The organism is Serratia sarumanii, from assembly GCF_029962605.1.
Classification (GTDB): Bacteria; Pseudomonadota; Gammaproteobacteria; order Enterobacterales; family Enterobacteriaceae; genus Serratia; species Serratia sarumanii.
In genome coordinates, this window is record NZ_CP124750.1 from 2,213,045 (window position 1) to 2,226,159 (window position 13,115).

The following is a 13,115-nucleotide window of genomic DNA, read 5'->3' on the forward strand; positions in this document are numbered from 1 at the left end:
AAAGTGCTGTTAAAAAAATTGAAGGCAAGGCGATGTGGTCTGAATATTCTCTTGAAGTGGTCGATGCGGTGGCGCGCACCGGCAGTTTCAGCGCGGCGGCGCAGGAGCTGCACCGGGTGCCGTCGGCGGTCAGCTATACCGTACGGCAGCTGGAGCAATGGCTGGCGGTGCCGCTGTTTGAGCGGCGTCATCGCGATGTGGAGTTGACGCCCGCCGGTGCGCTGTTTATCAAAGATGCGCGAGTTGTTATCAAAAAAATGCTCGACACCCGCCGCCACTGTCAGCAGGTGGCCAACGGATGGCGCGGCCAGCTGAATATCGCGGTCGACATCATCGTCAAACCGCAGCGCAGCCGCCAACTGGTGCTGGATTTCTACCGTCATTTCCCCGACGTCGAATTGATGCTGCAACCCGAAGTGTTCAACGGCGTGTGGGATGCCTTGGTGGATGGCAGGGCGGACATGGCGATCGGCGCCACGCGCGCGGTGCCGGTCGGCGGCGGCTTCGCCTTCCGCGACATGGGTTATATGAACTGGCTGTGTGTGGCCAGCCCGCAACATCCTCTCGCGCAGTTGACGGGGCCGCTGAATGACGATCAGCTGCGGCCGTACCCTTCGCTTTGCCTGGAGGACACCTCTCGCAATCTGCCCAAGCGCGTCACCTGGACGCTGGATAACCAGCGGCGGCTGGTGGTGCCGGACTGGACTTCGGCGCTCGACTGTCTGTGCGCCGGGCTGTGCGTCGGCATGATGCCGGCGCATCGGGCGCTGCCGCGGGTGCAGCGCGGTGAGCTGACGGCGTTGCAGCTGCAGCAGCCGTTTCCCGCCAGCCCTTGCTGCCTGACCTGGCAGCAGGATAAACCGTCACCGGCGATGAGCTGGCTGCTGGCGTATCTGGGCGATGGGGAGACGCTGAATCAGGAGTGGCTGAGCGAGGTGGAACCGGAAGCCGCGCAGGCTTCCGGCGCGGGGGATTAGCGGCGGTAGTCGATGAACGGGCCGTCGGCGACCGAGCGGCGTTCGATCAGCTTCGGATGCACTTCGATCACCTGCGACTCTTCGCGTTTACTGATAATGCGATCCAGCAGCATGGTGAAGGCCATTTCGCCCAGACGCTCTTTCGGCTGGTGAATGGTGGTCAGCGCCGGGGTGAAGTAGCGAGCGTTGCGCACGTTGTCATAGCCGATCACGGAAATATCCTGCGGCACCCGCAGCCCCAGCTCGTCGGCCGCGCAGATGGCGCCCATCGCCATGATATCGCCGCCGCAGAATACCGCGGTCGGCCGCTGTTTTTGCGACAGGATTTGGTGCATCGCCTTGTAGCCGGACTCCGGCTCGAAGTCACCCTGGACGATCCACTCTTCGCGAATGTCGATATGCGCTTCCTGCAGCGCCTTCATAAAGCCCTGATGACGGCCGCCGCCAGTGTTGCGCGACAGCTGGCCCGGAATGGCGCCGATATCGCGGTGGCCGCGCTCGATCAGGTAACGGCCGGCCAGATAGCCGCCTTCGAACGCGTTATCGATGATGGTGTCGGTGAAGTCGCCGCGCGCGGCGCCCCAGTCCATCACCACCATCGGGATGTTGCGGTAATCTTCCAGCATGCCCAGCAGCTGATCCGGGTACTCGGAGCACATGACCAACAGGCCGTCGACGCGCTTTTGCGCCAGCATCGCCAGGTAGGCGCGCTGCTTGTCCAGATTGTTGTGCGAGTTGCACAGGATCAGGGTGTAGCCTTTGCTGTAGCAGCTGTTTTCCACCGCCTCGATCACTTCGGCAAAGTAGGGCGCTTCGCTCGAGGTGGCCAGCAGGCCGATCGACTTGGTGTGATTGACTTTCAGGCTGCGCGCCACGGCGCTCGGCGAGTAGTGCAGCTCTTTGATGGCGGCCCACACGGCCGCTTTGGTCTCTTCGGCGACGAAACGAGTCTTATTGATGACGTGCGAAACGGTGGTGGTGGAAACGCCCGCGCGTTTGGCCACATCTTTAATCGTTGCCATGTAAGGAATGACTCCTGAACTCACATGTTTACAGCATGTAAGTGTGATGTTAATCGTTTGCCTACGTAGATCCTTCTCCAGAGAAGCGAAAACTGAGTTTTTAGTGTGTTGAAGTCTTCAGCGCTTAATCAGGAGGGGCATGGATGCCGGTACGCAGTTGTGAACTGCGAATTTTGTCGCATATTGAACAAAAGTGGAAGAGGTAATCGAGATTATAAACCGGGAAATGATAACAAGATTTTATCGGCGAACTGTGGGAAAATGATTTGACGTACTAATTGTACGCCTTTTATCCTTAGGAAAGCCCATTTTAAAGGAGTTGTCATGGATACCGAATTGAAGATGTCGCTGTTCACCACCGTCTGCGCGTTGGCGGTCATTATCGCTTTCAGCTTCGTTGCCGCGTTGAACTGATTTACCCCCGGTTATAAAAAAGGCGCAGCCTGGCTGCGCCCCATCACCTCAGAACCTGCGCTTACGCCAGGTTTTCCGCTGCGAAGGTCCAGTTGACCAACGCCCAGAAGTTTTCCAGGTATTTTGGACGCGCATTGCGGTAATCGATGTAATACGCGTGTTCCCACACGTCAACGGTCAGCAGCGGTTTGTCTTCACCGGTCAGCGGGGTGGCCGCGTTGGAGGTGTTGACGATCGCCAGCGCGCCGTCCGGTTTTTTCACCAGCCAGGTCCAACCGGCGCCGAAGTTTTTCACTGCGGCATCGGTAAACTGCTCTTTGAACGCAGCGAAAGAGCCGAAGGATTTGACGATCGCCGCCGCCAGTTCGCCCTGCGGTTCACCGCCGCCCTGTGGCGACAGGCAGTGCCAGTAGAAGGTGTGGTTCCACACCTGCGCGGCGTTGTTGAAGACGCCGCCGTTTGAGGTCTTGATGATCTCTTCGAGCGATTTGCCTTCGAACTCGCTGCCTTTCACCAGGTTGTTCAGGTTAACCACGTAGGTGTTATGGTGTTTGCCGTAGTGGTATTCCAGGGTCTCGGCGGAGATGTGCGGCTCGAGCGCGTTTTTCTCATACGGTAATGCAGGTAATTCAAACGACATTGCTTCCTCCTTTACAGCGCCACTCTTTTTCCGCCGGAGCGGGAGCCGAATGGGCCGTTTTTTATTGTGGTCTTTCAATCTTAACAATTTTCATCATAAAAAACAGGAAGAAAAGCGAGAAATGCGCGTGAGGCGGTGTGAGGGGTGATAGCTTGAGCAGGCGGTTGCGACCGGGGCCGCAACCGCGCAGAGCAGGGAATTAACGAATGGTTTTCGGCGTTACTACGCGGCGCGCGCCGATGTAGTGGTTTTGCCAATAGTCGTTGTCGAGCTGGCTGATGCGGATCTCTTCGCCGGTGCGCGGCGACTGGATGAATTTGCCGTTGCCGAGATAAACGCCGACATGATCCGCCACGCCGCGGTTGTTGATGCGGAAGAACACCAGATCGCCACTTTCCAGTTCGCTTTTCTTGATCGGCGCCGCGTCGCGCAGGTGGTACATCTCGTTGGCGGTGCGCGGCATCTTGATTTTTACCACGTCTTTATAGGCGTAATAGATAAGGCCGCTGCAGTCGAAACCGGTGCGCGGCGAGCTGCCGCCCCAGCGGTAAGGTTTGCCCATCTGGCCCATCAGCTTGGCCATCGCGGTCTGCTTGGCATGCTGATAGCGTTTTTTGTGCGCCGGGCTGAGTTTCAACGGTTTTTCATCACGCGCCAGCTTGGCGGTGGCCATACCGGCTTCGCGGTGGCGGCCGTAGCCTTTTTTGTAGCCCTTTTTCGGCGGGGTGACTTTAATCTTGGCGGTTTTCTGCGCTTTGGCCTTGGGTTTGGCGCTGGCGATCTTTTTCGCGCTTTTCTCGCTTTTCGCCTTGGCGGTCTTGGTTTTTTTCGCGGGGGCCGTCACTTTGGCTTTTTTAGCGGTTTTGTCCGCTTTCTTTTTTCTGCGGTCATCGGGCCGCGCTTCATTAGCATGGCTTTTACGCTGCTCGGCGGCAACACGCGCCTGTGGCGCAGCGTGCGCCAAATTGAAGAAGAGCTGCGTAAACAGCAGCGCAAAGAGCGTAAGAATTAAACGCATGTCGACGTCACCAACCTTGGCCCCGAAACGGATATCGAAAGAGTTACAGTATTCCCGAATTTCGCCATATAAAACAGCGAAGAACTCATAAATAATAATCCATATTGTGAGAAAACGTTAATGACATTTTTTTTGGTTCAAAATCAGCCCGTTGGTGTATGAAAAAGCGCCGGCAGGGGGCTATGGATATAATTAATCCGCGCCGTCACCGCCGCGCAATATATTAGTGAAATGGTCGGATTAAAAATGTTATTCTCAACGTATGTTTTGACCGGAATGACGTGGCCGGTGAAACGCGATCGGCGGCGGGTGAATATCCTTGCAAAAGATGGCGTTTTCTTGCGACTGTTCCAGCCGCTACAATAGCCCGCGTGATGCATGTTGTAGCCATGAAATGTGGCTTGAGGAAGCAATAAATGACGACGACACTTGAAAAAATTCAGCACCAGATCGCTGAAAACCCGATTCTGCTGTACATGAAAGGTTCGCCAAAGCTGCCGAGCTGCGGCTTCTCCGCACAGGCTGTGCAAGCGCTGTCCGCCTGCGGCGAGCGTTTCGCTTACGTGGACATTCTGCAGAACCCGGACATCCGCGCCGAGCTGCCAAAATACGCCAACTGGCCGACGTTCCCGCAGCTGTGGGTAGACGGTGAGCTGGTCGGCGGTTGCGATATCATTATCGAAATGTATCAGCGCGGCGAACTGCAGCAGCTGATCAAAGAAACGGCAGAAAAGTATAAAGCGCAGGAAGACCAGCAGTCTTAATCGACGGGCTTGCGGTTATCGCGTAACGGGCGGCGCCAGTGCAAACTGGGCCGCCTTTTTTGTTGGGCTTATTCGGCGAGATCGCCGGCGGGCAGCGGCCAACCGCCGAGACGTTTCCAGCGGTTAACCAGCTCGCAAAACAGCAGGGCGGTTTGCTCGGTGTCGTACAGCGCAGAGTGCGCCTGGCTGCTGTCGAACGGCATTCCGGCCGCGATACAGGCCTTCGCCAACACCGTTTGGCCCAGCACCAGGCCGCTCAGCGCGGCGGTGTCGAAGGTAGCGAACGGATGGAACGGGTTGCGCTTCAGGCCTGCGCGTTCGGCCGCGGCCATCAGGAAGCTGTGATCGAAGTTGGCGTTGTGCGCCACGATAATGGCCCGGTTGCAACCGCGATCCTTGAGCCCTTTGCGCACCGCTTTGAAAATGGCGTGCAGCGCGTCATATTCGCTGACCGCGCCGCGCAGCGGGTTGTGCGGATCGATGCCGTTAAACGCCAGCGCTTCCGGCTGCAGGTTGGCGCCCTCGAAAGGCTCCACGTGGAAGTGCAGGGTCTCGTCCCGCTGCAGCCAGCCATCTTCATCCATTTTCAGCGTGACGGCGGCGATCTCCAGCAACGCATCGGTATTGGCGTTAAAGCCGGCGGTTTCAACATCTATTACTACGGGATAAAACCCACGAAAACGACCACTCAGGGCGTTAAGATCACTTTTCTCGGCCATCAGTTTCTTATCTTCATCGAATGCAGCGCGCATTATGGCAAATTTTGCGCCCGGTTGCAGGCGCTATCGCGCGGAGAATCAGCAGGGCGCTGGTGCGCCCTGAAGGGGAGGCTTAGTGGCCGAGGCCCTGACCGGCGTGTTTGTTTTCGATCAGCTCGATTTTGTAGCCGTCCGGATCCTCGACGAAGGCGATGACCGTGGTGCCGCCTTTCACCGGGCCGGCTTCGCGGGTGACCTTGCCGCCTGCGCGGCGGATGCTGTCGCAGGTGGCGGCAACGTCGTCCACGCCCAGCGCCAGGTGGCCGAAGGCGGTGCCCATGTCGTAGCTGTCGGTGCCCCAGTTATAGGTCAGTTCGATAACCGCACCTTCGCTCTCTTCCGTATAGCCGACGAAAGCCAGGGAGTACTTGTACTCGGGGTTTTCGCTGGTGCGCAGCAGGCGCATGCCTAATACCTTGGTGTAGAAGTCGATGGCGCGTTGCAGATCACCGACGCGGATCATGGTATGGAGTAAGCGCATAATTCCTCTGAATTGGCTGTGCCGTGGCAGACGGCGGGTGGATTGAAGCACAAGCGAGTATAGCCTTGTCCCGCAAGGGAATTCAACGTGACGAGTGAGTGACGATGTCACGTATTAGTTTTCCGTCAACGGTGTCTAAATATTGATCGAGCGTACCGATCGATACAGAGTAATTGATCTGCACAATCAATTATCTATTCCAGCGGCAATCGTGTAAAAATTGAACGGCAATAGAGAACAACACCAGGGAACACCGGCCCGCCTCGTGCGGGCCTTTTTGCGCGCGGCGCACAAAAAAACGGCCATGCGATTGCGTGGCCGTTGGGGTCAGGAAGGGTTACTTCGCCAGAAACGGATAGTCGGTATAGCCTTCGGCGCCGCCGCCGTAGAAGGTTTCCGGCTTAGGTTCGTTCAGCGGAGCGTGCTGACGGAAACGCTCTACCAGATCCGGGTTGGCGATGTAGCTGCGGCCGAAGGCCACCGCGTCGATGAAGCCTTTTTCGATCAACGCTTCGGCTTTCTCGGCGGTGTAGGCGCCGGCGCCGACGATCACCCCGTTAAAGTGGGCGCGCACCGAGTCGCGGAAGGCGTCGGAATACGGTTTGCCGCCGGCCCAGTCCGGTTCGGAGATGTGCAGGTAAGCGATGTTGCGCTTATTCAGCTCTTCCACCAGATACAGCGCCGCTTCTTCCTGATCTTCACCGTTGTCCAGCCCGTTGAACGGCCCCAGCGGCGAGATGCGGATGCCGATGTGTTCGGAACCCCATTCGGCGATGGTGGCGTCGACCACTTCCAGCGTCAGGCGAGTGCGATTCTCGATGCTGCCGCCGTATTGATCGGTACGTTGGTTGGAGGCCGGTGACATGAATTGATGCAGCAAATAGCCGTGCGCCGCATGCAGTTCGATGAAGTCAAAGCCGGCTTCCCGCGCGTTGGCGGTCGCCTGGCGGAAATCGTTGACGATGCCCGGGATCTCGCTGGTTTCGAGCGCACGCGGCGTGGAGGTCGGCACGCGCACCCAGGCGCCGGTTTCATCACGCACGGTGGTGCGGGTTTCGGCGTTGATTGCCGAAGGGGCGACCGGTGCTTGCCCGCCCGGCTGCAGGCTGGCGTGGGAGATGCGGCCTACGTGCCACAGCTGCACGGCAATATGGCCGTTGTTGTCATGCACTGCCTGCGTGATGTTTTTCCATGCGGCGATCTGCTCCGGCGTATGCAACCCCGGCGCGCCGGCGTAGCCTTTCGCCTGGAAGGAAACCTGGGTCGCTTCGGTCACGATCAGGCCGGCGCTGGCGCGCTGTGCATAATATTCCGCCATCAGCGGCGTAGGAATGTCGCCTGGCTCGATGCTGCGCAAACGCGTCAGCGGAGCCATAAACACGCGGTTGGGCAGGGTGATGGCGCCAACCTTCAGCGGAGAGAGCAATTTTTCAGTCTTCATAGTGCATCCTGTATTTAATAGACCGGTCGTCTAGTAATGGGCGATAAAAAACCACGAACTGCATTTTCAATAAAAAGAAATTGTTACCGTTACGCTTGCGGCGGGCGCAGCAGCAACTCGATGCTTTCCAGCGCGCTCGTTAACGGCGCCAGCGAGTGGCGGATCTTGGCGCGCAGCGAGGCACCGAGCCACAGTGAATACAGCGTTTCTGCGGTCGCCGCGGGGCTCATGGCCACCGACAGCGAGCCCTCGGCGATACCGCGCTCGATGGCCTCCTGCAGGTGGCCGATCACGCGAGCGGTGCCCGTTTCCAGCGCATGACGCATCGGTTCCGACAGATCGCTCACCTCGGCGGAAAGCTTCACCGCCAGGCAGGCGTTGTGGCATTCGCTGCGGCAGTGGTAGCTGATAGCCTGAGCGTAATAGCCGAGCAGCTGGTGGCGGGCATCGCCGCGTCTGTCGGCAAACAGCGCCTGCATTTGTGCATCATAATGGGCGAAATAACGTTGCAGCATCGCTTCGCCGAAGGCTTCCTTCGAGCGAAAATAGTGGTAGAACGAGCCTTTCGGCACGCCCGCGGTGGCCAGCAGTTCACTCAGCCCCATGCCGGTAAAGCCCAGGCGCAGGCTGAGGGTTTCGCCGGTGGCGAGCAGATGTTCACGTGTGTCCACGTTGCAATGCGTTGATTTGGTCATCATGGTGCCGAGCATAATAGACCGATTGGTCTAGGTCAATGGGAATAAAAAAACCGGCGCACAAAACGCCGGTTGTCTGCAAACTATTGTGCCCCAGCGGCACGCGGAAGTTAAGCCTTTACGCCGCGTTGCGGCAAGGCTGCAGGATATCCAGCCGGGATTGATATTCGCGGGTCTGTACGTTCAGCATGCCCAACAGGGTGTGGAACAGGTTGTCCTGCGACACGTCGTCTTTTTCCGCCAGCGCGTTCAGGCACTGGCGATCGACGCCGAAATTGCGCTGATAGTCGGCCGACATCCACATCAGGAAAGGCACGTGCGTCTGCTGGCTCGGCGCGAAGACATAGGGCGTGCCGTGCAGATACATGCCGTTTTCCCCCAGCGATTCGCCGTGATCGGACAAATAGACCAGCGCGGTATTGAACCGCCCGTCATACTGCCGCAGCAGCTTGATGGTGGCATCGAGCATCGCGTCGGTATACAGGATGGAGTTGTCATAGGTGTTCACCAGCTGTTCATGGCTGCAATCCTGGATCTGATTGCTGTTGCAGGTCGGCAAAAATGTCTGGAATTCTGGCGTGCTGCGGCGGTAGTAAGCCGGGCCGTGGCTGCCCATCTGGTGCAGCACGATCACGCCGTCGTCTTTCAGGCCATTGATATAGTCGTTCAGCTTGTACAGCAGCGCGTTGTCCATGCAAACCTCGCCGTCGCAGTCCTGCGGCAGTTTCAGCTTGGTCATGTCGATGTGCGGCACCCGGTCGCAGGCGCCTTTGCAGCCGCCGTCGTTATCGCGCCACAGCACGCTGACGCCGGCATGCGCCAGCACGTCGAGCATCCCCTCCTGGTGCGCCGCCTGAGTCGCGTCGTACTCCTTGCGCGGCATGTTGGAGAACATGCAGGGCACGGAGATCGCCGTTTCGGTGCCGCAGGAACTGGCGTTCTTGAAGTAGACCACGTTGTCCTGCTTCAGGCGCGGGTTGGTTTCGCGCCCGTAGCCGCCGAGGGAGAAGTTTTCGGCGCGGGCGGTTTCGCCCACCACCAGGATCACCAGCGTTTTCTTGGCCTGCCCGGCGATCAGCGGCCCTTTGCGCGCGTCCTCGCCGATCTTGACCAGCGGCAGATTGCGGGTGAAGTAACGCTGTTCGGTAAACTTGATGGTGCCGGCGACGAAGTTGGAAGGGGTCAACATCTTCACCACGCTTTTATTGTTGCGGATCAGCGAAGCATAGTCTTTGTAGAACAGCGCGGCGACGATCAGGATCACCGCCAGCGACAGCATGACGTTGGCGGCGCGCAGTCCAACCATGTACCACCAGGGGCGAGTCTGGCGAATCTGGGTGAAGCAGACCGCTACCGCCGGCAGAATGCCGAACAGCGCCAGCCACAATCCCATGCGCGGCGTCAGCAGCGCCGTCGCCTCCTGAGGGTTGGTTTCGAAGGCGTTTTGCATCATGTTGCCGTCGATCACCACACCATAGCTGAACATGAAATAGTTGGCTGCGGCGCTGCCGAGCAAGAAAAAGATGATCAGCGGCTTGCGCAGGTAGGGCACGGTCAACACGCTGAAGATGATATTCAGCGCACAGAAGATCACCACCGGCATGCTGGCAGCGAAAATCACGCTGTGGACGCTATCGAAGGTGATATACGACCAGGCGCGATGCAGGAATAACGCGTTTTGAAACAGAGTGAAGAACAGGGCGGTGGCGAGGGTAAAACCGAGGCTGTTGCACCGTAAGCGTTGACGTAACCACATTGCCGAATCGGGATCCTGAAAGTAGATAATGCTTTGAAATCTACCGGATGAAACTTAAGGAAACCTTAGAAACTCAGAATATTGGCGGCGGAGCCTGTGCGGAAAACGCCAGGCCGAGCGGCCTGGCGGTGGGGCGGTTTAGTAGGCGGCGGTGAATTGCGCGCGAATAAACTGAGGCTTTTCAATTTCATCAACGATAGCGACCGCCAGGTCTTCTACCGAAATGCTGGCCGGCGCTTCGCCGTTCATCAACAGTTGCGTGGTGCCGAGGCGGAACTGGCCGGTGCGTTTGCCCGGCTCCAGCAGGGCGGCCGGCGAGAGATAGGTCCAGTCGAGCGCCGATTCATTGCGCAGTTTGTTGCGCAGATCGCGCACCGCCTGCGCGCCGGGGCGGATATTTTCCGGGAACTGCGGTGTATCCACCAGTTCAACGCCGGGCGCCACTTCCAGGCTGCCGGCGCCGCCGACCACCAGCAGGCGCTTGACGCCGGCCTGTTCGACCGCGGTGAGGATCTGTTGGGCGCCGCGGAGGGTTTTCTCATACAGGTTGTCTTCGCCCCAGCCGGGGTTGTAGGCGCTGATCGCCGCATCCTGACCGCGCAATTGCCCCGCCAGCCAGGCGGTATCGGCAACGTCGCCCAGCGCGACGGTCAGGTTGGCGTGCTCCGGCAAATCTTTTTTCTGGCGGGCGATTGCCGTCACCTGAATACCGCGAGCCAGCGCTTCATCCACCACGCGGCGGCCAACAAAACCGGTTGCTCCAATAATGGCTACTTTCATCTGCATGCTCCTTCGGGGATAGGTTCAGTATCGTGACGCAGGCCGATGTGCCTGCTGCGTGGTGTTTACTCTAGTCCTTAACAATAGCCGTGATTAGTGCCATATTCATGCTTTCTTGATTAAGTAAAACTTCATAATCGTGGATAAACTCAATCGAATGGCGGTATTCGCCACCGTGGTGGCGGAGGGATCGCTGGCCGGCGCGGCGCGGCGGCTGGGCATGACGCCGTCGGCGGTCAGCCAGCACATGCGCTCGCTGGAGAAGGCGCTTGGGGTGCCGTTGCTGCATCGCTCCACCCGCCGTCTGGCGCTGACCGAGGCCGGGGCGGCGTTCTACCCCGGCTGCGAGGCGATGCTGCAACAGGCGCAGCAGGCGGAGCAGCGGCTGGCGGAATTGCGGGATACGCTGGTGGGCGAGCTGCGCATCGCCACCCCGGTCGGCATCGGCGGCCGATCGCTTGCGGAGGCGCTGGCGCCGCTGTTGCAGGCGCACCCCAAGCTGACGCTGCGGGTGCTGGCGGACGATCGCATCGTCGATATGATAGAGCAGCGGGTCGACATCGCGCTGCGGGCCAACCGTCAACTGGCGGACGCCAATATGATCGCGCATCCGCTGACGGCGTGGCCGATGGTGCTGTGCGCCGCGCCGCGTTATCTCAGCCAGCATGGGGTGCCGGAAAAGCCGCAGGATTTGGTGCAGCACCGCTGGATCTCCAGCGGCTACAACGGGGCCCATCTGGACTTGCTGCACCAGTCCGGCCAGCAGGTTAAGCTGCGGCTGGCGGAAGGGCAGATCGTCAGCGAGAGCATGAACGTGATGCGCGCCTTTACCCGCGCCGGGCTGGGCATTTCCGTTCAGCCGCTGTATGAAATTGGCGACGAGCTTCAGCGCGGCGAGCTGTTGCTGCTGTTGCCTGAGTGGCGGCCGGCGCCGCTGCGGCTGCACGCGCTGACGCTCGAGCGCAACGTGCCGGAGAAAAGCCGCCAGGCGCTGCGCTATTTGCGCGACTATTTTCGCCGCAATGGCGAAAAGGGACTTGCCAGCGGCGGCGATGGCGTCTTCAATTAGCAAGAGAACGCAGGAGGAGCCCCGTGGCGCAGCAGCTTGAGTTTTTCGACATTCCCAGCCCGTGTCGCGGCATTTGCCAGGCCGACGATCGCGGATTCTGCCGTGGCTGCCTGCGCAGCCGCGAGGAGCGTTTTGGCTGGATGAACATGAGCGACGCGCAAAAGCGCGAGGTGCTGCGCCTGTGCCGTCAGCGCTTCCTGCGCCTGCAGCGCGCCAATAAAGCGCCCGACGAGCCGCTGCCGGAGCAGCCGTCGCTGTTTTAACCTTTCCTGATCTGCCGCACGTTCGTGTGGCTTACCGCTTCCCTGTGCCTCACCGGCTTGTGTATGCTGACTGGCAACTAATGTCATGAGGTTTTCGCAATGGTAGAACGTATTCGTCTCGCGCCGCAGGGGCCTGAATTTTCCCGCATGATTTGCGGTTACTGGCGGTTGATGGAGTGGGGCATGTCGCCGCAGCAGCTGCTGACGTTCATCGAACAGCATGTCGAACTGGGCGTCACCACCGCCGATCACGCCGATATCTATGGCGGCTATGCCTGCGAACAGGCGTTCGGCGACGCGCTGCGCCTGAAGCCGGCGCTGCGCCAGTCGCTGGAGCTGGTGAGCAAATGCGGCATCGCCACCACCGCCAAGCCCGGTAACCCGATCGGCCACTACATCACCGACCGCGACCATATCGTACAGAGCGCGGAGCAGTCGCTCCGCCATCTGCATACCGACTACCTCGATCTGCTGCTGATCCACCGGCCGGATCCGTTGATGGACGCCGACGACGTGGCCGAAGCCTTTGTTGCGCTGCACAAAAGCGGCAAGGTGCGCCATTTCGGCGTCTCCAACTTTACGCCCGCGCAGTTCCAGCTGCTGCAGTCGCGCCTGCCGTTCTCGCTGGCGACCAATCAGGTGGAGATCTCGCCGATTCACCAACCGGCTATTCTCGACGGCACGCTCGACCAGTGCCAGCAACTGCGCATCAAGCCGATGGCCTGGTCCTGCCTGGGCGGCGGGCGCCTGTTCAACGACGCCGAGTTCCAGCCGCTGCGCGACGAGCTGCAGCGGGTGGCGCAAGAAATCGGCGCCGAGACCATCGAGCAGGTGGTGTACGCCTGGGTGATGCGCTTGCCGTCGTCGCCGCTGCCGATTATCGGTTCCGGCAAGATTGAGCGGGTGCGTTCGGCGCTGAAGGCGCAGAAACTGGTGCTGAACCGCCAGCAGTGGTTCCGCATTCGCAAGGCGGCGCTGGGGTATGACGTGCCTTAAGGCGGAGTAAAAAAGAGCAAAGCCGGGCGGCGAAAGCACCC

15 protein-coding genes are annotated in these 13,115 nt (G+C 59.5%); 6 read left to right on the forward strand and 9 right to left on the reverse strand.

Annotation, left to right across the window (positions count from 1 at the left end; all coding sequences use genetic code 11):
- The first annotated feature begins 32 nt into the window (after positions 1–32).
- Positions 33–977, forward strand: a complete 945-nt coding sequence (punR, locus tag SSARUM_RS10605; protein ID WP_033648176.1) for a DNA-binding transcriptional activator PunR — start codon at positions 33–35, stop codon at positions 975–977.
- Here the strand turns inward: punR and purR are convergent.
- Entirely contained in the window at positions 974–1,999 is a 1,026-nt protein-coding gene (gene purR, locus SSARUM_RS10610; RefSeq protein WP_033638375.1) for an HTH-type transcriptional repressor PurR, read from the reverse strand. The two genes, punR and purR, sit on opposite strands and share 4 nt — an antisense overlap.
- A gap of 324 nt (positions 2,000–2,323) precedes the next feature.
- Here purR and cydH point away from each other — a divergent pair, with 324 nt between their 5' ends.
- On the forward strand, positions 2,324–2,413 hold the full coding sequence (gene cydH, locus SSARUM_RS10615; protein WP_019455989.1) for a cytochrome bd-I oxidase subunit CydH: 90 nt from the start codon (positions 2,324–2,326) through the stop codon (positions 2,411–2,413).
- Positions 2,414–2,474: 61 nt separating this feature from the next.
- On the opposite strand, the gene sodB is transcribed toward cydH, so the two are convergent.
- Together sodB and SSARUM_RS10625 are read right to left on the reverse strand one after the other, a co-directional pair.
- On the reverse strand, positions 2,475–3,053 hold the full coding sequence (sodB, locus tag SSARUM_RS10620) for a superoxide dismutase [Fe] (RefSeq protein WP_004931333.1): 579 nt from the start codon (positions 3,051–3,053) through the stop codon (positions 2,475–2,477).
- A 199-nt stretch (positions 3,054–3,252) separates the two neighbouring features.
- Positions 3,253–4,071 carry a C40 family peptidase gene (locus SSARUM_RS10625; RefSeq protein ID WP_033638376.1) on the reverse strand — a complete coding sequence of 273 codons (819 nt, stop codon included), beginning with the start codon at positions 4,069–4,071 and terminating at the stop codon, positions 3,253–3,255.
- Between the two features lie 416 nt (positions 4,072–4,487).
- Here SSARUM_RS10625 and SSARUM_RS10630 point away from each other — a divergent pair, with 416 nt between their 5' ends.
- Positions 4,488–4,835, forward strand: coding sequence for a Grx4 family monothiol glutaredoxin (locus SSARUM_RS10630; protein WP_004931329.1), 348 nt, complete (start codon positions 4,488–4,490; stop codon positions 4,833–4,835).
- Positions 4,836–4,903: 68 nt separating this feature from the next.
- Here SSARUM_RS10630 and rnt read toward each other — a convergent pair whose 3' ends face one another.
- The 6 genes from rnt to SSARUM_RS10660 all read right to left on the reverse strand — a co-directional run bounded on the left by rnt (position 4,904) and on the right by SSARUM_RS10660 (position 10,746).
- Complete coding sequence (gene rnt, locus SSARUM_RS10635) at positions 4,904–5,587, reverse strand: ribonuclease T (RefSeq protein WP_016927925.1); 684 nt, start codon at positions 5,585–5,587, stop codon at positions 4,904–4,906.
- A 79-nt stretch (positions 5,588–5,666) separates the two neighbouring features.
- Positions 5,667–6,074 carry a lactoylglutathione lyase gene (gloA, locus tag SSARUM_RS10640; RefSeq protein ID WP_004931325.1) on the reverse strand — a complete coding sequence of 136 codons (408 nt, stop codon included), beginning with the start codon at positions 6,072–6,074 and terminating at the stop codon, positions 5,667–5,669.
- A gap of 337 nt (positions 6,075–6,411) precedes the next feature.
- Positions 6,412–7,515 (reverse strand): alkene reductase, encoded by a 1,104-nt coding sequence (nemA, locus tag SSARUM_RS10645; RefSeq protein ID WP_033638377.1) that lies wholly within the window; start codon positions 7,513–7,515, stop codon positions 6,412–6,414.
- Between the two features lie 89 nt (positions 7,516–7,604).
- Complete coding sequence (locus tag SSARUM_RS10650) at positions 7,605–8,225, reverse strand: TetR/AcrR family transcriptional regulator (RefSeq protein ID WP_033648177.1); 621 nt, start codon at positions 8,223–8,225, stop codon at positions 7,605–7,607.
- 103 nt (positions 8,226–8,328) lie between these two features.
- Positions 8,329–9,966, reverse strand: coding sequence for a phosphoethanolamine transferase EptA (eptA, locus tag SSARUM_RS10655; RefSeq protein WP_060429968.1), 1,638 nt, complete (start codon positions 9,964–9,966; stop codon positions 8,329–8,331).
- A 138-nt stretch (positions 9,967–10,104) separates the two neighbouring features.
- Positions 10,105–10,746, reverse strand: a complete 642-nt coding sequence (locus SSARUM_RS10660) for an NAD(P)-dependent oxidoreductase (protein ID WP_033648179.1) — start codon at positions 10,744–10,746, stop codon at positions 10,105–10,107.
- A gap of 139 nt (positions 10,747–10,885) precedes the next feature.
- Between SSARUM_RS10660 and SSARUM_RS10665 the strand changes: the two genes are divergently transcribed.
- The 3 genes from SSARUM_RS10665 (at position 10,886) to SSARUM_RS10675 (ending at position 13,074) form a co-directional block, all read left to right on the forward strand.
- Complete coding sequence (locus tag SSARUM_RS10665; protein WP_188239961.1) at positions 10,886–11,815, forward strand: LysR substrate-binding domain-containing protein; 930 nt, start codon at positions 10,886–10,888, stop codon at positions 11,813–11,815.
- Positions 11,816–11,838: 23 nt separating this feature from the next.
- The gene (locus SSARUM_RS10670) at positions 11,839–12,078 is read left to right on the forward strand and encodes a DUF1289 domain-containing protein (protein ID WP_015377731.1); all 240 of its coding nucleotides are present in this window, start codon (positions 11,839–11,841) and stop codon (positions 12,076–12,078) included.
- A gap of 99 nt (positions 12,079–12,177) precedes the next feature.
- On the forward strand, positions 12,178–13,074 hold the full coding sequence (locus tag SSARUM_RS10675; protein ID WP_033638383.1) for an aldo/keto reductase: 897 nt from the start codon (positions 12,178–12,180) through the stop codon (positions 13,072–13,074).
- Positions 13,075–13,115 lie beyond the last annotated feature (41 nt).

Coding starts and splice junctions, on each gene's coding strand:
- punR (WP_033648176.1), top strand. CDS start 33: ATGTGGTCTGAATATTCTCTTGAAGTGGTCGATGCGGTGGCGCGCACC.
- purR (WP_033638375.1), bottom strand. CDS start 1,999: ATGGCAACGATTAAAGATGTGGCCAAACGCGCGGGCGTTTCCACCACC.
- cydH (WP_019455989.1), top strand. CDS start 2,324: ATGGATACCGAATTGAAGATGTCGCTGTTCACCACCGTCTGCGCGTTG.
- sodB (WP_004931333.1), bottom strand. CDS start 3,053: ATGTCGTTTGAATTACCTGCATTACCGTATGAGAAAAACGCGCTCGAG.
- SSARUM_RS10625 (WP_033638376.1), bottom strand. CDS start 4,071: ATGCGTTTAATTCTTACGCTCTTTGCGCTGCTGTTTACGCAGCTCTTC.
- SSARUM_RS10630 (WP_004931329.1), top strand. CDS start 4,488: ATGACGACGACACTTGAAAAAATTCAGCACCAGATCGCTGAAAACCCG.
- rnt (WP_016927925.1), bottom strand. CDS start 5,587: ATGCGCGCTGCATTCGATGAAGATAAGAAACTGATGGCCGAGAAAAGT.
- gloA (WP_004931325.1), bottom strand. CDS start 6,074: ATGCGCTTACTCCATACCATGATCCGCGTCGGTGATCTGCAACGCGCC.
- nemA (WP_033638377.1), bottom strand. CDS start 7,515: ATGAAGACTGAAAAATTGCTCTCTCCGCTGAAGGTTGGCGCCATCACC.
- SSARUM_RS10650 (WP_033648177.1), bottom strand. CDS start 8,225: ATGCTCGGCACCATGATGACCAAATCAACGCATTGCAACGTGGACACA.
- eptA (WP_060429968.1), bottom strand. CDS start 9,966: ATGTGGTTACGTCAACGCTTACGGTGCAACAGCCTCGGTTTTACCCTC.
- SSARUM_RS10660 (WP_033648179.1), bottom strand. CDS start 10,746: ATGAAAGTAGCCATTATTGGAGCAACCGGTTTTGTTGGCCGCCGCGTG.
- SSARUM_RS10675 (WP_033638383.1), top strand. CDS start 12,178: ATGGTAGAACGTATTCGTCTCGCGCCGCAGGGGCCTGAATTTTCCCGC.